The 24339-nt window shown below is 64.8% G+C and carries 21 protein-coding genes; 11 read left to right on the top strand and 10 right to left on the bottom strand.

Annotated features, from left to right (window positions below; translation table 11 throughout):
- Positions 1–64: 64 nt before the first annotated feature.
- The 4 genes from IVB36_RS24515 (at position 65) to IVB36_RS24500 (ending at position 5672) form a co-directional block, all read left to right on the top strand.
- Positions 65–1030, top strand: a complete 966-nt coding sequence (locus IVB36_RS24515; protein WP_085349580.1) for a VOC family protein — start codon at positions 65–67, stop codon at positions 1028–1030.
- 63 nt (positions 1031–1093) lie between these two features.
- Complete coding sequence (locus IVB36_RS24510) at positions 1094–1969, top strand: dihydrodipicolinate synthase family protein (RefSeq protein ID WP_018453659.1); 876 nt, start codon at positions 1094–1096, stop codon at positions 1967–1969.
- A gap of 168 nt (positions 1970–2137) precedes the next feature.
- Positions 2138–3223 (top strand): trypsin-like peptidase domain-containing protein, encoded by a 1086-nt coding sequence (locus IVB36_RS24505; protein WP_247296122.1) that lies wholly within the window; start codon positions 2138–2140, stop codon positions 3221–3223.
- 124 nt (positions 3224–3347) lie between these two features.
- The gene (locus tag IVB36_RS24500) at positions 3348–5672 is read left to right on the top strand and encodes a xanthine dehydrogenase family protein molybdopterin-binding subunit (protein WP_085349579.1); all 2325 of its coding nucleotides are present in this window, start codon (positions 3348–3350) and stop codon (positions 5670–5672) included.
- 107 nt (positions 5673–5779) lie between these two features.
- On the opposite strand, the gene IVB36_RS24495 is transcribed toward IVB36_RS24500, so the two are convergent.
- The 3 genes from IVB36_RS24495 to IVB36_RS24485 are packed head-to-tail and all read right to left on the bottom strand — an operon-like array spanning position 5780 to position 8999.
- Entirely contained in the window at positions 5780–6976 is a 1197-nt protein-coding gene (locus tag IVB36_RS24495) for an acyl-CoA dehydrogenase family protein (protein ID WP_204512298.1), read from the bottom strand.
- Between the two features lie 15 nt (positions 6977–6991).
- A complete protein-coding gene (locus IVB36_RS24490; protein ID WP_085360485.1) occupies positions 6992–8140 on the bottom strand; it encodes an acyl-CoA dehydrogenase in 1149 nt (382 codons plus the stop codon).
- Positions 8141–8144: 4 nt separating this feature from the next.
- On the bottom strand, positions 8145–8999 hold the full coding sequence (locus IVB36_RS24485; RefSeq protein WP_204512297.1) for an enoyl-CoA hydratase: 855 nt from the start codon (positions 8997–8999) through the stop codon (positions 8145–8147).
- A 184-nt stretch (positions 9000–9183) separates the two neighbouring features.
- On the opposite strand from IVB36_RS24485, the gene IVB36_RS24480 reads away from it, so the two are divergent.
- The 6 genes from IVB36_RS24480 to IVB36_RS24455 all read left to right on the top strand — a co-directional run bounded on the left by IVB36_RS24480 (position 9184) and on the right by IVB36_RS24455 (position 14411).
- Entirely contained in the window at positions 9184–9792 is a 609-nt protein-coding gene (locus IVB36_RS24480) for a LemA family protein (protein ID WP_018453665.1), read from the top strand.
- Between the two features lie 132 nt (positions 9793–9924).
- Entirely contained in the window at positions 9925–10833 is a 909-nt protein-coding gene (locus IVB36_RS24475) for a YgcG family protein (protein WP_085349575.1), read from the top strand.
- 3 nt (positions 10834–10836) lie between these two features.
- Entirely contained in the window at positions 10837–11334 is a 498-nt protein-coding gene (locus tag IVB36_RS24470; RefSeq protein ID WP_018453667.1) for a TPM domain-containing protein, read from the top strand.
- Between the two features lie 269 nt (positions 11335–11603).
- Positions 11604–12578 (top strand): hypothetical protein, encoded by a 975-nt coding sequence (locus tag IVB36_RS24465; RefSeq protein WP_018453668.1) that lies wholly within the window; start codon positions 11604–11606, stop codon positions 12576–12578.
- Positions 12579–12671: 93 nt separating this feature from the next.
- Positions 12672–14219 carry a hypothetical protein gene (locus tag IVB36_RS24460; protein WP_247296117.1) on the top strand — a complete coding sequence of 516 codons (1548 nt, stop codon included), beginning with the start codon at positions 12672–12674 and terminating at the stop codon, positions 14217–14219.
- Between the two features lie 27 nt (positions 14220–14246).
- Complete coding sequence (locus IVB36_RS24455; protein WP_007596528.1) at positions 14247–14411, top strand: hypothetical protein; 165 nt, start codon at positions 14247–14249, stop codon at positions 14409–14411.
- 8 nt (positions 14412–14419) lie between these two features.
- Here IVB36_RS24455 and IVB36_RS24450 read toward each other — a convergent pair whose 3' ends face one another.
- From IVB36_RS24450 to putA, 3 genes are all read right to left on the bottom strand, one after another.
- Complete coding sequence (locus IVB36_RS24450; protein ID WP_018453670.1) at positions 14420–15067, bottom strand: glutathione S-transferase family protein; 648 nt, start codon at positions 15065–15067, stop codon at positions 14420–14422.
- Between the two features lie 192 nt (positions 15068–15259).
- A complete protein-coding gene (locus tag IVB36_RS24445; RefSeq protein ID WP_018453671.1) occupies positions 15260–16465 on the bottom strand; it encodes a CoA transferase in 1206 nt (401 codons plus the stop codon).
- A gap of 113 nt (positions 16466–16578) precedes the next feature.
- Positions 16579–19578 (bottom strand): bifunctional proline dehydrogenase/L-glutamate gamma-semialdehyde dehydrogenase PutA, encoded by a 3000-nt coding sequence (gene putA, locus IVB36_RS24440; protein WP_018453672.1) that lies wholly within the window; start codon positions 19576–19578, stop codon positions 16579–16581.
- Between the two features lie 114 nt (positions 19579–19692).
- On the opposite strand from putA, the gene IVB36_RS24435 reads away from it, so the two are divergent.
- Entirely contained in the window at positions 19693–20154 is a 462-nt protein-coding gene (locus tag IVB36_RS24435) for an Lrp/AsnC ligand binding domain-containing protein (RefSeq protein WP_018453673.1), read from the top strand.
- A 168-nt stretch (positions 20155–20322) separates the two neighbouring features.
- On the opposite strand, the gene IVB36_RS24430 is transcribed toward IVB36_RS24435, so the two are convergent.
- The 4 genes from IVB36_RS24430 to IVB36_RS24415 form a co-directional block, all read right to left on the bottom strand.
- Positions 20323–20523 carry a cold shock domain-containing protein gene (locus IVB36_RS24430; protein ID WP_007596519.1) on the bottom strand — a complete coding sequence of 67 codons (201 nt, stop codon included), beginning with the start codon at positions 20521–20523 and terminating at the stop codon, positions 20323–20325.
- Positions 20524–20731: 208 nt separating this feature from the next.
- Complete coding sequence (locus tag IVB36_RS24425; RefSeq protein WP_026232570.1) at positions 20732–21040, bottom strand: sulfite:cytochrome C oxidoreductase subunit B; 309 nt, start codon at positions 21038–21040, stop codon at positions 20732–20734.
- Between the two features lie 11 nt (positions 21041–21051).
- A complete protein-coding gene (locus IVB36_RS24420) occupies positions 21052–22251 on the bottom strand; it encodes a molybdopterin-dependent oxidoreductase (protein ID WP_018453675.1) in 1200 nt (399 codons plus the stop codon).
- Positions 22252–22386: 135 nt separating this feature from the next.
- The gene (locus IVB36_RS24415; RefSeq protein WP_018453676.1) at positions 22387–24120 is read right to left on the bottom strand and encodes an adenylate/guanylate cyclase domain-containing protein; all 1734 of its coding nucleotides are present in this window, start codon (positions 24118–24120) and stop codon (positions 22387–22389) included.
- Positions 24121–24339 lie beyond the last annotated feature (219 nt).

Raw genomic sequence — 24339 nt, 5'->3', positions numbered from 1 at the left:
AACGTGTAGCAATCGGCTCGACCTTGTGCCGTACGGCCTCAAGCCTTTTTGCGAGCCCTGATTGATGACCATCGACCTTACCCGCCGCACCCTGCTTCAACTCGCCGGCGCCAGCTCGCTCGCAATGGCGGCTGCGGGCGCGGCGCGCGCCGAGGGCACACCGCAGGGCGGCGGTCCGACCTATGCCAGCCGCACGCCGATGCGCGTCGGCATGGTGACGCTCCGGGTGAAGAATCTCGACAAGGTTGCGAACTACTACCGCGACGTGATCGGGCTCACCGTGATGGAACGCTCGGCGAGCGCCGCCAAGCTCGGCACGGCCGGCATCGCGCTGCTGGTGCTGGAGGCCCGTCCTGATGCCGAGATCGAGCCGCGCAACGCCGCCGGCCTCTATCACACCGCCTTCCTGATGCCGACCCGCAAGGACTTGGCCCGCTGGCTGGTAGCAGCCGCTTCGCATCGCGTGCCGCTGTCGGGCTTTGCCGATCATCTCGTCAGCGAATCCGTCTATCTCGACGATCCCGAAGGTAACGGCATCGAGGTCTATGCCGACCGCGATCCCTCGCAATGGCAGTGGAGCGAAGGCAGCGTGAAGATGGCGGCCGACGAGCTCGACATTCCCGACCTGCTGTCGCTGACCAATACGCGCGTGCCTGATTATGCCAAGGCACCGGACGGAATGCGCATCGGCCACATGCATCTGCGCGTCGGCGACCTCGCGCAGGCGCAGAATTTCTACCACGGCACGATCGGACTCGACCCGACCCGCAGCCGCAACGGCGCCGCGTTCCTGTCGTCGGGACGCTACCATCATCATCTCGGCATAAACGTGTGGCAGAGCGAGGGCGCCGGCCAACGCGACGATCAGACAACGGGGCTCGCCTGGTTCTCGCTGGTGACAGCTAAGCAGGATCTGCTCGCCGCACAGGAAGAGCGCCTGCGCAAGGGCGGCGCGAAAGTCACGGCGCTAGCGGACGGCGTTGAGGCGATCGATCCCTGGGGCACGCGGGTGCGGCTGATCAGGATTTGATCGCCGGCACGAGCGTTGGTAAGACCGTCAGGCGCTAGCCAGTTTCCGGGATTCACACCTGACATGTCCGATTTTCGCGGCGTCTTCCCTTATCTCGTCTCTCCCGTCGCTGCCGATGGCGCGGTGCGGACGAACGTCCTCGCAAAGCTCTGCGACGATCTGATCGGCGCGGGCGTCCACGGTCTGACCCCGCTCGGCTCGACCGGCGAGTTCGCCTATCTCAACGCCGCCCAACGCACCGCGGTCGTGCAGACCACGATCGAGGCGGCAAGGGGACGTGTGCCTGTTGTCGCGGGCGTCGCCTCCACCTCGACGGCAGATGCGGTGGCGCAGGCGAAGGCGTATCAGAAGCTCGGCGCCGACGGCATTCTGGCGATCCTGGAAGCGTATTTCCCGCTCGCCGACGCCCAGATCGAATCCTATTTCCGCGCCATCGCGGATGCCGTGGACATCCCCGTCGTCATCTATACCAATCCGCAATTCCAGCGCTCCGATCTCACCCTCGAAATCATCGCGCGCCTCGCCGAACATCCGCGCATCGGCTACATCAAGGACGCCTCGACCAACACCGGCCGGCTGCTCTCGATCATGAACCGCTGCGGCGATGCCTTGCGGGTGTTCTCCGCCTCCGCCCATATCCCGGCCGCGGTGATGCTGATCGGCGGCCTCGGCTGGATGGCGGGCCCCGCCTGCATCATTCCGCGCCAGAGCGTCGCGCTCTACGACCTCTGCAAGGCCGGCCGCTGGGACGAGGCGATGGCGCTCCAGCGCAGGCTGTGGCGCATCAACGAAGCTTTTGCCCGCTTCAACCTGGCGGCCTGCATCAAGGCCGGCTTGGCCATCCAGGGGTACGACGTCGGCGATCCTGTCCCGCCGCAGGCCGCTCTCACCGCCGATGCGCGCAAGGTCGTAGAAGCGGCATTGCGGGAGCTGGCGTAGCGGTTTGTCACGCGGCAATGGGCCCCGGCACGGGCAGCGGAACCGTCCTTAGCTGCCCGATTCGAGAAACTTCCATTCATTTTCGACGTTGCTGCGTGAGCTGGCTCTGTCACCTCCCGGCATGTGCATTCGAGAGATCGTCTTCAGCATACGACACGGTGATCACTGATGAATCGTCGCTACGCAATCATTGCGGCGGCTTTTGCCGCCCTGCTGCTCGTGGTAACTGCCGTGAAGGTCCAGCATGCGCCATGGACAACCCCCTCCGCGCGCGCCGTCGAGCAACGTGGTCCGCTGTCCGAGGCCGAAAGGGCCACCATCGACATCTTCGAACGAGTGTCGCCCTCGGTTGTCCAGGTTGCGGTGAGATCGGCCGCTACTCCTGTCATGGGAGAGGAGGGGCAGGGCGGCGCTTCCGGCACGGGATTTGTCTGGGACCGCGACGGGCATCTCGTCACGAACAACCATGTCGTGGCCAATGGCGGCGAGCTCGCGGTGCGCTTTGCGTCGGGAGAGGTGGCTCGGGTTGATCTGATCGGCACCGCCCCCAATTACGATCTTGCGGTCCTGCGGATCCGCAGCGTGCGCGAGCTTCCACCGCAGGTGGCTCTCGGCAGCTCGACCGACCTGAAAGTCGGGCAATCCGCGTTTGCGATCGGCAATCCTTTCGGGCTAGATCAGTCGATGACGAGCGGCATCATCAGTGCCCTCAAGCGGAGGCTTCCGACCCATGGCGGCCGGGAGATTGCCAATGTCATCCAGACGGATGCCGCAATCAACCCGGGCAATTCAGGCGGGCCGCTGCTGGACTCCGCCGGCCGGCTGATCGGCGTCACGACTGCGATCATATCGCCGTCCGGCTCGAATGCAGGCATCGGTTTCGCGGTGCCGGTGGACGTCGTGAACCGGATTGTCCCCGAGCTCATTCGCAATGGCCGCGTGCCGACGCCCGGCATCGGCATCGTCGCCGCCAGCGAGGATGTGTCGACGCGGCTTGGCGTCCAAGGGGTGATCGTGGTCCGGACAGCCCCCGGCAGCCCTGCGGAACAGGCGGGGATTCGCGGTGTCAACTTGTCGACTGGAACGGTCGGAGACATCATCACCGCGGTGGAAGGCAAGCCGGTGCGGCGGCTCTCCGACCTGACTGATGCGCTCGAGCAGGCCGGTGCCGGTAAGACCGTTCGCCTCACGGTAAAGCGGGATTCGGACACCCGTGATATCAATGTGGGCATCATCGACATAGAGCGCTCCTGACCCGGCAATCTGCGGCCAAAGCGGGCGTGACACGCAATGCAGATGTGCCGCGGCTCGGTTGTATCGACCGCAAAATCGGCTAAAACCCCCGCGGTCGTTTTCTGGGTTTCAAGGACATGGTGGAATGAACATTCTTCCCGGCAATTTGCGTTTCGGAGCGGGGCAGCCCGTCAAGCGTTTGGAAGACCAGCGACTGCTCACCGGGAAGGGGCAGTTCATCGACGACAAGCCGGAAGATGGCGCGCTGTGGTTGTACCTGCTGCGCTCGCCGCATGCCCATGCGAAGATCGTCTCGATCGACACCAGCGCCGCCACGGCGATGCCCGGCGTGACCGCGGTCTATACCGGCGCCGACCTCGTCAAGGACGACATCGGCGTCATCCCGACCTTGAGCATCTTCAAGCGCCCCGACGGCAAGCCGATGACGGTGCCGCCACGCCGCCTGCTGGCGCACGAAGTCGTGCGCTATGCCGGCGAGGCCGTGGCCGCCGTGGTGGCCTCCTCGCGTGCCGACGCGCAGGGCGCGGCCGAAGCGATCGTGGTCGAATATGACGTGCAGCCGGCGGTGGTCGATCCGGTCGAGGCGGTCAGGCCCGGCGCGCCCGTGGTGTGGCCGGAGGCCCCCGACAACATCGTCGGCGCGATGGCTTACGGCGATGCCGCCAAGGTGGACGAGGCTTTTGCCAGGGCGGCGCATACCGTCGAGCTCGATCTCGTCAGCCAGCGCCTGGTGCCGTCGGCGATGGAGCCGCGCTCGACCATTGCCGAGATCGACAAGACGTCCGGCCGCCTCCTGCTGCATGTGCAGTCGCAGACGCCTGCCTCGACCCGCGACGTGCTGGCCGAGGCCGTGCTGAAGCGTCCGAAGGACAGCGTTCGCGTGCTGGTCGGCGATATCGGCGGCGGCTTTGGCCAGAAGACCAACCTCTATCCCGAGGACGGCATCGTCGCCTATGCCGCAACCAAGCTGAACAGGAAGATCCGCTGGCGCGGCGACCGCACCGACGAATTCGTCGGTGGCACCCACGGCCGCGATCTTACCTCGACAGCTTCCTTCGCGCTCGACGAGAAGGGCAAGGTGCTGGCCTACCGCGTCAGCTCGATCGGCTGCACCGGCGCATATTCCTCAGGCGCGGCCAACATCATCCCGCTGGTGCTGGGGCCGTTCGTGCAGACCGGCGTCTACGATTTGCCGCTGGTACATTTCGAGGTGAAGTCGGTGATGACCCACACCGCGCCGGTCGGCGCTTATCGCGGTGCGGGCCGCCCGGAGGCCGTGTTCATCGTCGAGCGCCTGTTCGACGCGGCCGCGCGAAAAATCGGCATGGACCCGCGCGCGATCCGGAAAGCCAACTACATCAAGCCGGCGCAACTGCCCTACACCAACGCTGCAGGGCAGGTTTACGATTCCGGCGCCTTCGCGCACATGCTCGATCGTGCCGTGAAGCTTGCGGATTGGGACGGCTTTGCCGCGCGCAAGAAGGCGGCGAAGAAGAAGGGCCTGCTCTACGGCCGCGGGCTCACCTCCTATATCGAATGGACCGGCGGCCGCGCCCACACCGAGAAGGTCAGCCTGCATGCGACCGCGCAGGGCCGCGTCGTCCTGCATTCCGGCACCATGGCGATGGGGCAGGGGTTGCAGACCACCTACACCCAGATGATCTCCGACACGCTCGGCATCCCCATGGACAAGATCGACGTGGTCCAGGGCGACACCGATCTGGCGACGGGCTTCGGCAGCGTCGGCTCGCGTTCGCTGTTCGTCGGCGGCACGGCGGTCGCGGTCTCATCCAACGATCTGATCCAGAAGGCGCGCGAGAAGGCGGCGAACGTGCTGGAGACCTCGATCGAGGACATTGAATATCAGGGCGGCATGCTCACCGTGGTCGGCACCGACCGCCGCATCAGCCTGTTCGACATTGCCGAGAAAGAAGGCGGCGCAAAGCTCAGCGTCGATTCCGAAGGCGAGGTGGACGGTCCGAGCTGGCCGAACGGCACCCATATCTGCGAGGTCGAAATCGATCCCGAGACCGGCGTCTCCAAGGTCGTGCGCTACACCACGGTCGACGACGTCGGTGTCGCGGTGAACCCGATGCTGGTGACGGGACAGATCCATGGCGGTGTGGCGCAGGGTATCGGCCAGGCGCTGTATGAGGGGGTGTCCTATGATGCCGACGGCCAGCTGCTCACCGCGAGCTACCAGGACTATTGCATCCCGCGCGCCGACGACGTTCCGCCGATCGTGGTGACGCTCGACGATTCCGCGCCCTGTCGCACCAATCCGCTCGGCGCCAAGGGCTGCGGCGAATCCGGCGCCATCGGTGGCCCCCCTTGCGTCACCAACGGCGTGATGGATGCGCTCGCCGAGCTCGGCATCACCCAGCTCAACACGCCCCTGACGCCGCAGAAGATCTGGCAGGCGATCCGGGATGCGAAGGTGGGCGGTTAGCGGCCATTGTCGTGCTGGCTGTCGCCACAAATCCAACTCGTCGTCCCGGCCTTCGCCGGGACGACAGTGAGACCGGGACGACAGTGAGAATGTAGCGCCAGTGCCCCTCAGATCCCCAACATCATCTTCGCAATAATATCGCGCTGGATCTCCGAGGTGCCGCCGAAGATCGTATAGGCGCGGCCGTTGAGATATTCCGGCATCACCGTCAGCATCTCCTCCGGCATCGCCGGCTCGTGGTTGAGCTTGTAGAGCGGGCGCATCGGCTCGACCGCGAGGGCGTCATGGCCGATCACGTCGGCGCCGAGCCGGGTCACGGCCTGGCGGATCTCGCTGTTGCGCAGCTTCAGGATCGACGACACCGCACCGGGATTCTGTCCGGTCTGCAGCGCCGACAGCACGCGCAGCTCGGTCATCTCCAGCGCGTCGATGTCGACCTCGACTTCGGAGATGCGCGTCGCGATGTCGGGACTGTCGATCGCGCGGCCCGTCAGATCGGACTCGGCAAGCTCCGCGATCGCCTTCAGCCCCTCGCGCAGCTTCGCCGAGGCGATGCCGGAGCCGCGCTCGAACTCGAGCAGATACTTGCCGTAGGTCCAGCCCTTGCCTTCCTCGCCGACGCGGTTCGCCACGGGAACGCGCACGTCGTCGAAGAATACCTGGTTAACCTCGTGGTCGCCGCCGATGGTGAGGATAGGACGCGTCGTGATGCCCGGTGTCTTCATGTCGATCAGGATGAAGCTGATGCCGTCCTGCTGCCGTGGCCCGTCGCTGGTGCGCACCAGCGCGAACATGCGATTGGCGTGGTGGGCATGCGTGGTCCAGATCTTGGTGCCGTTGATGACGTAGTCGTCGCCATCGCGCACCGCGCGCGTCTTCAGCGAGGAGAGATCGGAGCCGGAGCCCGGCTCGGAATAGCCTTGGCACCAATAATCCTCACCGGACAGAATGCGCGGCAGGTAGAAGTTCTTCTGCTCCGCCGAGCCGAAGCCGATGATGACGGGCCCGACCATCTTCACGCCCATCACATTGACATTGGGCACGCCGGCCCGCGCGCTTTCAGTCTCGAAGATCCAGCGCTGCGCCGGGGTCCAATCCGGCCCGCCATGCTCGACCGGCCAGCCCGGCGCGCCCCAGCCTTGCTTGTGCAGCGTGCGCTGCCAGGCCATGCCGATATCGGGATCGGAGAACACCGACGGCGTCAGCGCCGTCGCGCGCTTCATCTCCTCGGTGAGGTTTCTGGCAATGAAGCCGCGCACCTCGTCCTGGAAGGCGCGCTCCTCGGCATTGAACGACAGGTCCATGATGCGCTCCTTGTATCAGGCCGGCACGCTGGCGCGGCCAAGCCGGGCGTGGCGGCCATAATGGTGGGCGCTGCCGCCGAACAGCGTGTCGAACGCGACCAGCCGCTTGAAATAGGCGCCGACCTCGAGCTCCTCGGTGACGCCCATGCCGCCGTGAAGCTGGATCGACTGCTCGCCGACGAAGCGCGCAGATCTGCCGATCTTCGCCTTCGCGCCCGACGCGGCCCGCGCGCGCTCGACCGGATCGGCGTCGAGCTTCAGCGCGGCGCGCAACGCCATCGAGCGCGCTTCGTCGACCTGCACCGCCATGTCGGCAAGGCGGTGGCGGATCACCTGGTTGGCGGCGAGCGGCCGGCCGAATTGCTTCCGGATTTTTGTGTACTCCAGCGTAGTATCCAGCAGTACCTGCATGATGCCGACGGCCTCGGCGCCAAGCGCAGCCATGGCGCGATCAACAGCCCATTCGATTGCCGGCAGCGCGTCATGCCCGTTGCCGAGCAAGGCATCCTCCGGCAGTTGCACGTCCGACAGCTCGATGTTGCAGGCCCGCCCGCCGCCGAGGCGCTCGTAGTCGGAGATCGCAACACTCGGAGTTGTCGCCTGCACCAGGAACAGGCCGATGCGGCCGGAGGAGCCCTGATGATCATGGATATGCGCGGAGACGATGATCTCGTCGGCGGCGTGGCCATCGAGCACGGCAATCTTGCGACCGGCCAGGCGCCAGCCTTGCGCCGTGCTGTGGGCGGTGGTTGCGACCTTGGCAAGATCGAACCGCGCCGCGCGCTCGGAATGCGCGAGCGCGAGCTTCAACGATCCGTCCGCGATCTTCGGCAGGATGGCCTGCTTCTGCGCCATGCTGCCGCATCGCTCGATCAACGCGGCGCCAAGCACGACCGACGCGATATACGGCTCCGACACAAGCCCGCGGCCGAAGGCTTCCATCAAAATGCCGATCTCGACCGCGCTGCCGCCGAGCCCGCCACACTCCTCCGCGATCGGCAGCGCCAGCCAGCCCAGTTCTGCGAATTGTTTCCACACCGCCGGACTGAAGCCGAGCGGATCGTTCGCCATCTTGCGGCGGTGATCGGCATCGTAGCTTTCGGCCACGAAGCGCTCCGCGCTTTCGCGCAGCAGGCGTTGCTCGTCGCTGAGATTGAGATCCATCCGTCTACTCCGCGGCGGCCGGCGGCTTGCGGACGGAGGGGTGTAGGCCCGATGGATCGACGATCATGCCGAATTCCTGAAGATTATGCGCGTGACAGAGCTGATGCAGCGCAAAGGCCTGGTCGATTGCAGCCGGTTGGCCCATCACGTCAACCGAACGATTCACGGCTTCCTTGGTCAGCTTCAGCGCAAAGGACGGTTTTGACGCGATTTTGCGCGCCAGCGCCAGCACGGCGGATGACAGCTCTGCGCGCGGCACGACCCGGTTGACCATCCCGAGTTGATGCGCCTCCTGCGCGCTCCATGCGTCGGCCGTGAACAGAAATTCCTTGGCCTTGCGCGGGCCGAGCTCCCAGGGATGCACGAACCATTCGACGCCGCAGACACCCATGGTGACCACGGGATCGCAGAACTGCGCATCGCCACTCGCGATGATGAGATCGCAGGCCCAGGCCAGCATCAGGCCGCCGGCGATGCACTTGCCGTGAACCTCTGCAATGGTCGGCTTGGCGAGGTTGCGCCAGCGCCGGGTGATCTGGAGATAGATCTCCTGCTCGCGCGCGAAGCGGCCATGGGCGTTTGCTTCGGCGAAGCCGCCCCAATTTCCGATCGGCGGAAAATCCACGCCCGCTTCATTCTTGCTGCCGGGTCGCAGGTCATGGCCTGAGGAGAAGTGCGGACCATTGCCGGCGAGAATGATCACCTTGACCGCGTCGTCCTGCACCGCCTCGTCGAAGGCGGCGTTGAGATCGTAGGTCATTTGCAGGTTCTGCGCGTTGCGCGCGTCGGGCCGGTTCATCACGACCCGGGCAATCGCCGGCTCCGGCCTCTCCACGAGGATGGTCTCGAACGAGCTCATCGCGTTCCCCTGGCGTTCCCGACCTGGCATTATTGTTCCCTCAAGTTGACTATTACAGCCAGGATTAAGCAAGAGGCTTGCGTACATCGGCTGCTTTTCACAGGCCACGGCCGGGACGCAAGATGTCTGGCATCTCGCGCGCGCAATCTGGTAGCTTGCGCCCGATTCCACCGGGAGAAATTTGATGCGCAAGATCCTGACCGTGCTGGCGGCGCTGGCCTCGTTGAGCCTCACCAATTGCGGCTATAACGCGATCCAGAGCGAGGACGAGCAGATCAAGGCCAATTGGTCCGAGGTCGTGAACCAGTATCAGCGTCGCGCCGATCTCGTGCCCAACCTCGTCAACTCGGTGAAGGGTTTTGCGCAGCAGGAGAAGGACGTGCTGCTCGGCGTCACCAATGCCCGCGCCAAGGTCGGCAGCATCCAGGCGACGCCCGAGGTGCTGAACGATCCCGCCGCATTCCAGAAATTCCAGGCCGCCCAGGGCGAACTCTCCGGCGCGCTGTCGCGGCTGCTCGTGGTCACCGAGAACTACCCCCAGCTCAAGTCGGATGCGCTGTTCAAGGATTTGATGTCGCAGCTCGAAGGCACCGAGAACCGCATCACGGTGGCGCGCAACCGCTACATCAAGGCGGTGCAGGACTATAACGTCACCATCCGTTCGTTCCCGAGCAACGTCACGGCGATGATGTTCGGCTACAAGGAAAAGCCGAACTTCACGGTCGCGAACGAGAAGGAAATCTCGACCGCGCCGAAGGTCGATTTCAATCCGGCGCCCGCGCCGTCGAAGTAAGTGCCTTCGACCCCGATGCATGCCCCACCCACCACCGTCATTCCCCGCGAAAGCGGGGAATCCAGTACGCCGCGGCTTCACGGTTCAATCACTGCTGCCTCTGGAATACTGGATCGCCCGCCTTCGCGGGCGATGACAACGATGTTGTGGCGTGCCGTTTTGGGCTTCTCAGCATTCGTCCTCGTCTTCGCGCTCCTGTTCACCTTTGCGCTCCCCGCCTCAGCCGATGTCGCCGTGCCGCAACTGACCGGCCGCGTGGTCGATCAGACCGGCACGCTCTCCAGCGGCGACATCGCCGCGCTGTCGCAAAAGCTGCAGGACTTCGAGATGCGCAAGGGCAGCCAGATCGCCGTCCTGATCGTGCCGACGACGGACCCGGAGACCATCGAGCAATTCGCGATCCGCGTCGCGGAGGCCTGGAAGATCGGACGCAAGAAGGTCGACGACGGCGCCATCCTCGTTGTGGCCAAGAACGACCGGCATTTGCGCATCGAGGTCGGTTACGGCCTCGAGGGCGCGCTCACCGACGTCACGTCGCGGCGCATCATCGATGAAGCCATCACGCCGAAATTCAGGAGCGGCGATTTCGCCGGCGGCATCACGGCGGGCGTCGACCGCATGATCCGCGTCATCGACGGCGAGCCGCTGCCGACGCCCTCGCGCAGCGTGAATTTCGGCGATTGGAACGACGTCGAGCCGCTTTTCTACTTCCTGCTGTTCGGCCCGCTGGTCATCGGAGGCATCCTGCGCTCCATGTTCGGGCGGCTGTTCGGTTCGGGAATAACGGGAGCGATCGTTGGTGTCCTCGCCTGGTTCGTGATCGGCTCAGCGGTCATCGGACTGGGCGTCGGTGTGCTCGGCGCTGTCCTGACGTTTATCGCCGATCTGTTTGGGGCGGGATCGGGCACGGGGTCCTCGCGTCGTGGCTCGTGGTCGAGCGGCTCGTCATCCGGCGGCTGGAGCAGCGGGTCGTCGTCGAGCGGCGGCTTCAGCGGTGGTGGCGGCAGTTTTGGCGGCGGCGGCGCCTCGGGGAGCTGGTAGGTCATGAGCATCAGGCGCATCACCCGGCATCTGCTCCAGCACCATTGGCGTGCCAAGCAGGTGTTCCCGAAGGGCGTGCTCGGCCGCATCGAGCAGGCGATCAAGCGCGGCGAAGCCAGCCATTCCGGCCAGCTCCGCTTCGTGGTGGAAGGCGCGCTCGACGGCGGCCCGCTGTTTCGCAACCAGCCGGCGCGCGAGCGCGCGCTTGACGTGTTCTCGCAACTGCGCATCTGGGACACCGCGCACAACAATGGTGTCCTGATCTATCTCCTGCTCGCCGACCGCGATGTCGAGATCATCGCCGACCGCGGTATCGATGCGAAGGTTGGTGGCGAGCGTTGGGAGAGCATCTGCCGCGCCATGGAAGTCGAGTTCAGGTCGGGGCAGTTCGAGCGCGGCGTGATCGGCGGCATCGAGGCGGTGTCCCGGGAGCTGACAAAGCACTTTCCGTCAAGCGGCCCGCACCCCAACGAGCTGCCGGATGCACCGGTGCTGATGTGACGGACAGTGATGTGGACAGAGCGGGCGTCATCCACTCCCGTCGTTGACCACGTGGGGGCGGCAGACCCTGTCCGTTGCGCGGCCGTTCATCTTCGCCCGGTTACAAATTGCTTCATACCCGCCACACCGGTTCCACGTTCCCGGCCCAATTCGGCCCCGGATGACTCCCTAAAATTTCGGTAAGCGGGTCCCGAAGTAAGGATTTCGCAAGCAATGAAAGTTACCAAAAGGTCAATCCAGAGTGGAGTATTTGAGCTGTGAGCGAACCAATGGCTGAGCAGGCTGCCCAAACGACCGGTGAGCAGACGAGCGTCGTCGAAGCCGCCGCGACCGCGCCGCAGGCCGTCGAGTCTGCGGGAATCGAGGCCCCTTCGATTGCCCCTGACCACGAGGCGCCGCCCAAGCCTGATCCGATCGAGATTGAGCCGCCGCGGATCGAGGTGCCGAAGTTCGAGGCCCAGGTTGAGCCCAAAGCCGAGACCAAGTCCGAGCCAAAGCCCGGCAAGCTCATCGTCATGGCACCCGCAGAGCGGTCCTGGGACCGTGAGGAGTTTGCGCCGCATGTGAAGGCGGACGAGCCGCGCGAGAGCGGCGGCGCGCGCCGCCTGTCGGCGATGGCCGCGGTAGTGGCGATTGCAGCCAGTGTCGGCGCCATCAGCGGCGCGCTCGCGACCGCAGGGATGATGCACTTCGCAAGCTCCGCGCCGGCACAGGTTGCCGACACCAGCGCGCTGGAATCCTCGGTCGCCCGGATTGATGCCGATGTCGTCGCGCTCAAAGCCAACGTCGAGCATACCTCCAAGACCGGCCTCGGCCAGTTCAACCGGACCAACGACCGCCTCGACAAGCTCGAGAAGGCGCAGGCCGAGCCAATGGCCAAGATCGCAAAGCTGTCCGAGACGGTCGACAAGCTCCGCGCCACCCCGCCCGCGGCGCCCGTCCAGGCCGCAGCCGCCGTGCCCGCCAAGGAGACCACTGGTTCGATCGCACCGACCCAGGTTGCAACCGCCGCAGCTGCGCCGGCTCCCGTCGCACCCAAGACCGAGGTCGGCCGGTTGCCGACGGTCGAAGGCTGGGTGCTGCGCGACGTCTCCAACGGCGGCGCACTGGTCGAGGGCCGCGGTGGCCTCTACGAGGTGTATGCCGGTGACCCCATCCCAGGGGTTGGCCGTGTCGATGCGATCCGCCGTCAGGACGGCCGCTGGGTCGTCGTCACCAGCAAGGGGCTGATCGTCGCGCGCTGAGCGGCCCATATCCGATTTCCGAAAAGGCGCTTCACCACGATGTGAAGCGCCTTTTTGCTTGAATAGCCGTCCCTGCGCGGTGTTACCTGAGGCATGAGCCGCGCCTTGCGAATTCTCGTTGCCGCCGCCGTATTTTTCGGCGGCATCGTGTCGTTGTTGGCCGCGGAGAACGCGCAACTGGCACGCGGCACGGCGATCACCGATCCCGATCTCCTGCGCGAGCTCGACCAGCACGATGCGCTCACGATCTCGCGCCTGTTGTGGCCGGAGCGGAACGCGAACTTTCCGCTGACGACCGATCTGATGTTTTCGTGGTTGTCGCAGCTCAAGGAGATTCCTCCCGCGATCGAGGCGGAGATCGATCGCTACGTCGCCCAGCAGAAGGCGGCATATCCGACCGAGACCATCGGCGTCGGCGAGGGCTTCGACGTACAATTGTTCGATCGCGCCAATCTGAAATCCCGCGACACCCGTTTCGTGCTGGCCGGCATCGTCAACCGCATGGACCGGGCCTATGTCTCGGAAGACTCCTGCGGCGAGATCAGGCTGATCTATCGTCTTGTGCGTTTCGAGACCAAACCGGATGGCGGCAGGACAGCCACGCGGCTGCCGATGACGCTCAATCTGGTGATGAAGGCGCGCGACGTGCGCCAGATGGACGGGAACGGCAAGCCGATCACCTGCGCCGAGGTCGCGCGACGCTGGCTCGGCAATGGCGACTGGCAGGGGCTGATCGGCAGCGACTTCTTCCCTTACGATGCGATGCTCGATCGCATCGAGACCAACATTCAGATCTCAGTTGCGGCGAAATCGGCGCTGCACGATTTCCGCTCCGACTATCTGCTCAAGGTGTTCAAGTACGACGCCGCCTCGAAGACGTTCGAGGAATCGACGCTGGAGAACCAGATCGACCGCGACCGCATTCTCGCTGACAATGATCTCCGGCGCGACTTCAGGGATTGGCTGCTCGCGCCCGATCATCTTCGCGACTTCGATCGCGGTACGGTGCTGATCCCCGAGAAATTCCTGGCCAAGGCTGCAATCGTGCCGACGCCAGCCGGCCTCGATGCTTCTCCGTTGCAGCCGGAGTTCGGGATGGTGCAAGGGGAGCGCAACGGAGAGGGACAGGGCGAGCCGGTCTTCTCCGACAACGATGTGGTTGGTGCGTTGAAGCAAGCTGCTGCGCGCGGGGACATCCAGAACGTCCGCTCGGTCGCGGGCTTCCAGCGCCGCCTCAATGACGTCACCTGCGCCGGCTGCCACCAGACCCGCGGCATCGGCGGCTTTCACTTCCCGGGCGTTGATTGGCTTGCGGACAAGCCGTCCAACTTGACCATCGTGCCGGCCTCGCCGCATTTTCTTGGCGACCAGGTCCGCCGCCGTGACATCCTGACCGCGATGGCCGCAGGCAAACGTCCTGATTTCTCACGTGGATTTGCCAGCCGGCCGCAGACCCGCGGCAGCACTGAGCTGGCGGGGACCGAATATCAGGACGGCTGGGGCGCGCACTGTTCCCTGGAAAATGCGGGATCGCGATCGACCGACAGGAGTTTTACGTCATGGAGCTGTGCTAAAGGATTGACCTGTCAGGCTGCCGCGGCTTCGCGCCGCATCGGCATGTGCTTCATCAAGACGCGTTAGGCTGTCTCGAACCGGTTTGGATGACCCATGACGGACTCCAGCGAAGCCAACAAGGAGCGCAATCGCGAGATCGCGCAGAATGAAGAGGCCAAGCAGGTTACCGGCAGCATCCGCGTCAGCACCTGGGCGGTCGCGGTCGTCGTCATCATCGGCGGAATCCTGTTCACGCTCGGCTGGCTGGCGCTGAAGTAGCCGCGCCCTCACTTCGCGTAATTCGTCATCCGCTTGCCGGGCAGCAGCTCGTAGGCCGGCTGCCAGCCGGGCAGTGTGGCCATGCGGCCAAGCCAGGCGTGAATGGCGGGATAGCTTTCCGCGAAGTCGAAGCCGTGCTCGTCGCTCGGATAATGCAGATAGGCCATCATCGAGATATCGGCGACGGTCGGCCTGGTTCCGATCGCGAATTCGTTGTGCTGGAGATGACCGTCGAGAATGCCGAGAAAGTCTTCGAGCCGCCTGCGAAAATGTTTCAGCACCTGCGGATCGTTGCTTTGCGTGAAGGCGCGCATGAAGCGGTAGGTCGCCATGTAGCCGGTGAGCTTGTGGTTGTCCCAGAACAGCCAGCGCAGCAGCTCGAACTTTTCCTCCTCGGTCTCGGCGCCGAAACGCCCGTGCTGCTCGGCAAGCTTGAGCAGGAGAGGCGCGGTCTGCGTCATCTTCACACCGTCGACTTCGAGCACGGGAATCTCACCCATCTCGTTCACGCTCTTGCGCCATTCCGGCGTGCGCGTGACGCCGCCGCCAAAATCGGTCCAGACCGGCTCGAACCTCTCGCCGCAAAGCGTCAGCATCAGCCCCAGCTTGTAGCTGTTGCCGGATTCGGGGAAGTAGTGCAGGCGGTAGCTGGGCATGGGACCTCGCGATGACTGTGATTGTTGAAGCGATCTACGTCGTCGTCCCGGCGAAGGCCGGGACCCATAACCACCGAACGCAGTTTGGCGAAGATTTGGAGTTATCAGCTTCGTTCGACCTCTTCCTCTCTGGGATATGGGTCCCGGCCTTCGCCGGGACGACAGCGTGGATGTATGACCGCTGTCAGCTCCTTACCCCACAGCCCCCTGCGACCGCAGCTGCTTGATCGCGGCGTCATCGTATCCCGCGCCGCGCAAAATTTCGTCACTGTGCTCGCCGACGTCGGGCGGCTTGCGCGGCTGCACTTTCTTGGCGCCGTCGATCCAGATCGGGCTGGAGATGGTGAGCATGGTGTCGTTTTCGAATGGCACTAGAACTTCGTTGTCAAGCATCTGCTTGTCGTTCGGGATGTCGTCCAGGATGCCGACGATGCCGAACACGAGACCGTTGCCGTCGAGGATCTTGCGCCATTCGGCGAGATCCTTGGTCGCAAAGGTCTCGTCAAAGATCTTGATCAGCTCGACGGAGCGGGCGTGGCGGTCGGGCTTGGTGGCAAAGCGCGGGTCGGTGATGAGATCTTCGCGGCCGAGACACCTGGCCAGCGTCGGAAACTGTTTCTCTTCGCTCAGCAGTGACAGGATCAGCCAGCGGCCGTCCTTGCACTGGTAGTGGTTGGCGACCGCGTTCAACGCGCGTTCGCGCGGCCGCCGCTCGGCGAACTTGGCGCCGCAGAGCTTTGCCTGCGCCAGCACGCTCGCAGCCCACACGCCGTTCGCCATCAGATTGGAGGCGACGTGCGAGCCCTTGCCGGTCTTCTCGCGCTGGTACAGCGCGGTGACGATCGCGCCGTAGAATGCCATGGCGCAGGGATGGTCGCCCATGCCGGCGACCGAGCGGGCTGGCGTCGTGTCGGTGTCGGCGCGGACGAGGTCCATCAGGCCGGAGCGCGCCCAATAGGCGTTGCTGTCGAAGCCGGGCTTGTTGGCCTCTTCGCCTTTCTCGCCATAACCGGTGAACGAGGCGTAGATCAGGCGATCATTGAGATGGGCGAGATGGTCATAGGTGATGCCGAGCTTGGTGCGCACCGGCGGCGGCATGTTGGTGATGAAGACGTCGGCCTCTTCGACCAGCTTGTAGAGCACGGCCTGCGCCTCGGGCTTTGCGAGGTCGAGCGCGATGCTCTTCTTGTTGCGGGCCTCCAGCAGCCAGGCGAAATTGTGCTCGCTGGTCGGATAGCCCGGAATGTTGGGCAGATTGCGGTAGGGATCGCCGGCGCCGGGCGGCTCGATCTTGACGACTTCGGCGCCGAAATCCGACAGCACGGTCGCGGCCGCTGGTGCTGCGATGAAACTCGCGCAATCCAGCACCTTGAGCCCTGCAAAAATGCCCTTTTCCATTGCGGCGTTGCTCCCTCACTCGTGTTGTATCCCGCGCGCTGGAATTGGCGAGGGCCACGTCACGGCAGCATTAGACCGATGTTTCGGCGGGATGCAACGCTCCTCGCCGCGCCTCACTCATCCCCTGCGAGCAGGGCAGCATTGCCGCCGGCTGCTGCGGTGTTGATCGTCACGGTCTGCTCGGTCGCAAAGCGCGCGAGGTAGTGCGGGCCGCCGGCTTTCGGGCCGGTTCCGGACAGGCCGTTGCCGCCGAACGGCTGCACGCCAACCACGGCACCGATCATGTTGCGGTTGACGTAGATGTTGCCGATCTGGACGCGGTCGACGATCGCCTCGATCGTATCGTCAATGCGGGAGTGGATGCCGAGCGTCAGCCCGTAGCCGGTGCGCTCGATCGCTTGCAGGACGCGTTCGAGATTTTCCGCACGATAGCGCACGACGTGGAGGATCGGGCCGAACACCTCCTCGGTGAGCTGGCCGGCATCCCCAAGCTCGAAGATGTGCGGCGCCACGAAGCAGCCCTCCGGCGCGGTGCCGGCAAAGTGCAGCCGCGCCTCTCTCTTCATGCGTGCGATGTGCGCATCGAGGCGCTGCTTGGCCTCGACATCGATCACCGGCCCGATATGGGTCGCGACGTCGCTTGGATCGCCGATCTTCAACTCGCGCGCCGCGCCCGCGATCATCTCGATCATGCGGTCGGCTACGTCCTCCTGCACGAACAGCAGCCGCAGCGCCGAGCAGCGCTGGCCGGCGGAACGAAACGCCGAGGTGACGACGTCGTCCGCGACCTGCTCTGGCAACGCGGTCGCATCCGCGATCATGGTGTTGATGCCGCCGGTCTCCGCGATCAGCGGCACGATCGGCCCGTCCTTGGCTGCCAGCGCCCGGTTGATGCTGCGCGCGACCTCGGTCGATCCGGTGAAGACGATTCCACCGATATCGGGGTGCGCGGCCAGTGCGGCGCCGATGCGGCCGTCGCCAGTGACGAGGTGCAATGCGCTTGCGGGGATGCCGGCCTCGTGCAGCAGCCGCACCGCCTCGACCGCGATGCGCGGGGTCTGCTCTGCGGGCTTGGCCACCACGCTGTTGCCGGCCATCAGCGCCGCCGTGACCTGGCCGAGGAAGATCGCCAGCGGAAAATTCCATGGCGAGATTGCCACGAAGACGCCGCGGCCGCGCATGGCCAGCGCATTGCTCTCGCCGGTCGGGCCCGGCATCGCCACATCGTTGCCGAACAGCTTGCGACCCTGCGCGGCATAATAGCGGCAGAAGTCGGTGGCCTCGCGCAGCTCCGACAGCGCATCGTCGAGCGTCTTGCCGCCCTCGCGTTGCAGCAGCGCTATGAAATGGGGCGCGCGGTTCTCCAGAAGATGCGCGGCCTGCTCCAGCGCCGCCGCGCGCGTGGCTGCGGGTGTCCGGCTCCAGGCGGCAAAGCCGGCGCGCGCCGCAGCCACTGCCGCATTGGCCTGATCCGGCGTTGCGTCCGCGATCGGCTTGAGGTCGATCGTCTCGGCTTTGACCTCCGTCAGCAACCGGTCGAGCGCGGCGCGCGCGCCGAATTCGACGCCGCGCGAATTGCGCCGCTCGGGCGCGAACAGGTCGCCCGGCAACGGAATCTTGGGATGGGCCGCGTGCTGCGGCCGGACGATGGCATCCGCCGGGCGCTGCAACAGCGCCGTAACCGGCACGCGATAATCGGACGCTTGCGCCACGAAGGAGGAGTTGGCGCCGTTCTCCAACAGTCGCCGCACCAGATAGGCGAGCAGGTCGCGATGGCTGCCGACCGGGGCGTAGGTGCGGTAGGCGATGTCCGGGTGATCCTTGGCGAGCTGCTCGTAGAGCGCCTCGCCCATGCCGTGCAGGCGCTGGAATTCGAAGCCGCCGTTCGCACCGGCAAGCTCCAGCACGGTCGCGACGCTCAGCGCGTTATGGGTGGCGAATTGCGGGAAGATGCGTGGCCGCAGACTCAACAGCTTTTGAGCGCAGGCGACGTAGTTCAGATCCGTCATCGCCTTGCGGGTGAACACGGGATAGCCGTCGAGCCCGCGCTCCTGCGCGCGCTTGATCTCGGTGTCCCAATAGGCGCCCTTGACCAGCCGCACCATCAGCTTGCGGTCGTGCGCCCGGGCGAGCGCATCGACATAGTCGATCACGTCGCCGGCGCGCTTCTGATAGGCCTGGATCGCGAGGCCAAATCCGTCCCAACCGGCAAGCGAGGGATCGGCGAGCGTTGCCGCAATCACGTCGAGGGACAATTCCAGCCGGTCGGCTTCCTCGGCGTCGACGGTGAAGTTGAGATCATGGACCTTGGCGCGCTGCGCCAGGTCCAGCAGTTGCGGCACCAGCTCGGCCATCACACCGTCGCGGCTGATTGCCTCGAAGCGCGGATGCAGCGCCGACAGCTTGACGGAGATGCCGGGCCGATCGGGCAGGGGATGGCTGCCCGCCGCCTTGCCGATAGTCAGAATCGCGCTGGCATAGGCGTCGAAATATCGCCTTGCGTCGGTGGCGGTGCGGGCGCCTTCGCCGAGCATGTCGAAGGAATAGCGCTGCCTCTCGCCGGAGCGCGGCCGGGCCCGCTCCAAGGCCTGCGCGATGGTCTCCCCCAGCACGAAATGATTTCCCATCAGCCGCATCGCCTGGCGCGTGGCGGTGCGCACGGCGGGTGCGCCCAGCCGCTTCACCAGCCGGCCGATGGTGCCATCGGGCGTCTCGCCGGGCTGGATCACCCGCGCCGAGAGGCCCAATGCCCAGGCCGAGGCGTTGACCAGGAAGGCGGTGGACTTGGTCTCGTGGTGGATGAAGTCGCCCTCGCCGAGCTTGTCCTCGATGAACTGGTCGGCGGTGCGCGCGTCCGGCACGCGCAACAGGGCCTCGGCCAGCACCATCAAGGCCAGCCCTTCCTTGGTCGAGAGCGCAAATTCCCGCAGCATATCCTCGACTCCACCAAGCCGGTCGTCGCGCTTGCGGATGGCTTCGATCAGCCGCGTCGCGGTGCGATCGATCCGCGCCTCCTGCGGCGGGCCGAGATGCACAGATGGCAAAAGGCGCGCGGCGATATCGGCGTCATCGGGCGCGTAGGCGGCGGAGAAGGGAGGCGGAATGTTCGGCATGGCGTGTCCTGTGGCTTCAATTCAGGATAATGCCCACGCTACCTTAGCTCGATAGACAATTTAGCTCATTCGGCTTAGAAAATGAAGTCGCCCAGTCATTTGACCTTACGGAATATGGAATTAGATCGAACCGACCGGAAGATCCTCTCGATTTTGCAGCAGGACGGGCGAATCGCCAATGTCGAGCTCGCGGAGCGCATTGGGCTGTCGCCGACCTCGATCGGCGAACGGCTGAAGCGTTTGCAGCGAGAGGGCTTTATCGAGGGCTATGGCGCGCGGCTAAACCCGCACCGGCTCGGCCTCGGCCTCCTGGTGTTTGTCGAAGTGCTGCTCGACAAGACCACGCCCGACAATTTCGAGCGTTTTGCCCGCGCGGTGAAGCTGGCGCCCGAGGTGCTGGAGTGTCACATGGTCGCCGGCGGCTTCGACTATCTTGTGAAGGCGCGGCTGGCAGACATGGCTGCGTATCGGCGCTTCCTCGGCGAGACCTTGCTGTCGATGCCCGGCGTGCGCGAAACGCGAACCTATGCGGTGATGGAGGAGATCAAGCGCGACGCACCATTGCCGGTGGACTAACGAAGTGCCGTCGCGATTGTCATTGCTGTGGCGTCCAATGGGCGGTCTTCGCGGGCAAATAGTTCTCCCTGTGCAATCGCAACGCCTGTCGTCGAGTGCACTGACCGTTTCTAAAATTTCTTGGCCCGGCTCCCGGATCGATCCGGGAGTTAGCAAAAGCCGGCGGGCTTATACTTTGAGGTTCTCTGCGGAGCTTTTGCCTCGGTTTGCGATCTCTTCATATTCAACCGTCTGTCCTTCGTTCAGGGACGACAGACCGGCTTTCTGCACTGCCGAGATATGCACGAACACATCCTTGCCGCCCGACGCAGGCTGGATAAATCCATAACCCTTCGTCGGGTTGAACCACTTGACCGTACCTTTAGCCATCACGACTTCTCCGCGGGTCTTCCTCCGAGATCTCGAACCGCCAGTCCCCGCCAACCGGCCGGTTCGGTCCTAATACGATACGCGGAATGTGGCTGGCTTGGTAGCTCAAACCACATCGGCATTTCGGCGAATTCCGCTCAACTTCGCGGCGTTTTTGCCGGATTTGCCCTTTTCGCGGTCACTTGGTCGGCGCGCCGCGCGCCATCCGTCAATAAGTCGCGGCCAGATAATCGACGATCTTGCTGACATCGGCATCGTCGATGGGGGCGCCATAGACCTTGATCATCTTGGTCACCTCGGCCTGCCAGAAACCTTTCTTGTCCTTCATCGGCGGCTGCGTGTTGATGTAGTCGGCGGAGTGGCAGGCGCTGCAATTGCCCTGCACGACTTCGAGATTGGGCCCGAGCTTGAACGCCGCGACCTCATCGGGGGTCTTGTAATTGACCGGTGCTGCAAGTGCCGAACCCACCACGGCGGCGAGGGCGAGCGTGATGGCGAGGAAAACGGTGCGCTGCATGATCATTCCCCTCAAGCCACGGTAACGCGGACGGTTTCGACGACGTTGCGCAAGTAACCCGCCGGATTCCAGCGCGGCGTATCCGGCTGGGTTTCGCCGCCATTGCCGGTGGCGCGCACCTTGAGCTCGTGGGAGCCCGCCGCGAGCTTCACCGGCAGCGTCCATTCACGGAATGAGTATTTGCCGAGATCCTTGCCGAGCCTGGCGTTGGTCCAGGTCTTCCCGCCGTCGGTGGAGACCGCGACCTCCTTGATACCCTTGCCGCCGTCGAAGGCGATGCCGCGCAGCGTCGTGCCGCCTGCTTTCAGCTTGGCTCCGTCCGGGACGCTGGTGATGAAGGAACGGATGGTGAAGCGGTTGATCGGGATCGTCGCCTTCGGCGCGGTGCCCGGCTCGACCGCATTGTTCGGCGTGTCCGGAATGCGATAGGCCGACTTCATCCAGAACCCGTCATAGACATTGTCGACGACGGTGATCTCGTTGAGGTGCTTGACCCAATAGGTGCCGAAATAGCCGGGCACGATCAGGCGCAGCGGAAAGCCGTTGAGGAACGGCAGGTCTTCGCCGTTCATGCCATAGGCCAGCATCACCTCACCGTCGTTGGCGTGATCGATATCGAGCGCCTTGACGAAATCGGGCGTTTTGTCGCTGACCGGACCGTCCATGCCGTTGAAGGTGACCTGCTTGGCGCCGCTCTGCACGCCCGCCATCGCCAGCACGGCCTTCAGCGGCACGCCGCGCCAGCGCGCATTGCCCATCGCGCCGTTGGCGAGCTGACCGCCGGCCACGCGCGGATCCAGGAAGCCGCGGCTGTTGCCGGAGCACTGGTTGACGGCGACGATCTCGGTCGCCTTCATCTTCCTTATATCCTTCAGCGACAGCTTGAGCGGCTTGTCGACCTTGCCCTTGACCTCGAGCGTGAACTTGTCGGGGTCGAGACTGTAGGGCAGGTCGGAAAGGTGATAGCGCACGAAGAACGCGTTATTCGGCGTGATCGGGCCGTCGTTGAACACCGCGAACGGCGTCTCGAGCTGCGGCGGGCGGCTGGTCAGGCCGATCATCGGCCGCTTCTGCGGATATTTCACCAAAGGCCGTTCGCCATTGGCAAAGGGCAGGGCGACGGTGTCGAGTGCCAGCGCTTTGGTCGAGTTCAGTGCAGTCGCAACAGCGGCAAGGCCCGCTCCTTTGAGCAGGTCGCGTCGATCGAACATGTGGTCTCCTCCCGGAGCTTTTCGTTGGATCACGGTCATCACCGCGATCTCTCACTCATCTGTCGCAACGACTCAGATGAAGTCAATTCGTGCTTTCGCAGCAGGCCCATGCCGCTGCGTTGCAGCAAGCCGGTGTTACGCCGCGACGCGTTCGCCGGGATCGACGAGCGCCGACAGCTCCCTCGCGTCCGCAACCACACGCACGGCCATCGGTTCGTCGCGGCCGCGGATCGCGACCTCCTGCTGCGGCAGCGCATCGTCGGCAAGGCCGGCGGTCCGGCGGACTTCCTCCGAGACGATCGCTTCGCAGGCCAGCGTCTTGGTCATGTCCTGGAGGCGGGCCGCGACGTTGACAGCATCGCCCAGCGCCGTGAAGACGATGTGATCGCGATACCCGATGTCACCGATGATGACCTCGCCGCCATGGATGCCGATGCCGAAGCGGATCGGCTGGCGTAGATCGTGGGACAGGAGCTCGTTGAGCTCATCGATATGCCTGGCGATGCCGGCGGCGGCCTTCAGCGCCTGCCGGCAGGCGGTTTGCGGATCGGCGCTCAGTCCGAACAGCGCCAGCATGCCGTCGCCGACAAATTGGTTCGGCTGGCCGCCATTCTCGATCACAGCCTGCGAGACGGCGCCGAGGAAGCGGTTGACGATGAACACGGTGTCGAACGGCAGCCGCTTCTCGGCCAGCTGCGTCGAGCCGCGCATATCCACGAACAGGCTGACGAGATAGCGCTCCTGGCCGATTCTGGCAGGCGTCGAGGCCTGTGTGTTCGCCGAAAGCGTATGCGCGGTGAAGAGCTGGAAGAAGGAGAGATCCGACGTCGGCCGCAGCTGGCAGGCCAGCCTGATCGAGGGGTCACTGGTGCCGACACGGGTGAGCACGAACGCCTCGCGCTGCGACGGCTCGGGCAGGGCGCCATGATCGCCGATGATGCGGATGCGGCAGGTCGAGCAGCGGGCGCGGCCGCCGCAGACGCTGGCATGCGGCACATTGTGGCGCAGGCTCGCTTCCAGCACGGAGAGGCCCTTGGGGACGCGCACCGTCTTGCCGTTGCCGTAGGACAGCGCGATCATGCCGCCGCGCCGCTCGCACAGGGCGCGCGCGCCACGCGCCAGCAGCGCCAAAGCGAGCAGTCCGAGATAGCCGGCGGTGAGGCCGCCGGTGATGCGGTCGAGCATCGCGGCCTCTGCCGTGGTGCCCAGCTGGCGGCGCGTGAGATTGTGCGTCCGCCATTCCCCGTCGTCGGCCTCGACCTCGACGCTGCGGCCACCCTGGTAGACACCCAGCAGCGACAGCGTCGGGATCAGCACGGCAGCCGCGAGCAGATAGGGCGCCGCGCGCGTGAAGAACGGTTTGAGGCGAAGCCAGAAATAGATGCCGATGCAGCCGTGCACCCAGGCGATGAGAAGCAGGATCGTCATGGTCCAGATACGGTTCGACGCGACGAAGAACAGATAGAGTTCCTGCGGATAGAGTTTTTGGTGTCCGTAAAGCGTCTGACCGAGCCGCACCCCGATCACATGCGCCATGACCAGCGCGGGGATGCTCAAGCCCAGCACGAGCTGCAGCGGCTCGACCGTCCGCCAACGGAACTGCCGGCGCTGATACAACGCGTAGATGCCGAGCCCCATATGCGTGAGCGCCGCCGTGTAGAACACGATCGCAACCGGCAGGAACTGCCAGAACAGCATGTGGTAGTAGACCCCGATCTCCATGGCATCGACCGAGATGTTGCCGAGCGCATGGTTGAGGAAATGGCTGACCACATAGGCGAACAGGATGACACCGCAAACCAGCCGCACCTGGCGTACGCTGATGGCGCGGGAAAGATCGGAAAATCGTGTGGATGCGGTTGCGGCCATGATTCTGTTGTATCAGTTCATGAAGGAGAACAGCCAGCGTCGCGTTTAATTCCGGGGGTGGATAGCGCGCCCGATCACATGCGCGGCAAGCGGCCGCAATCTCCGTGTCGTCCTGGACAAGCACCCCCGGGGGCGCACGCGGATCCGGGACGACGGTACCCAACATTGACTCCCCCTCCCAGGTTGGCGAAAAGCGCCGCCGTGAGGACAGCTCCCGAC

The sequence above is a fragment of the Bradyrhizobium sp. 35 genome, assembly GCF_023073215.1.
GTDB classification, from domain to species: domain Bacteria; phylum Pseudomonadota; class Alphaproteobacteria; order Rhizobiales; family Xanthobacteraceae; genus Bradyrhizobium; species Bradyrhizobium canariense_D.
Note: the sequence above shows the minus strand (reverse complement) of the source record. Positions and strands in the feature narration are given on the sequence as shown.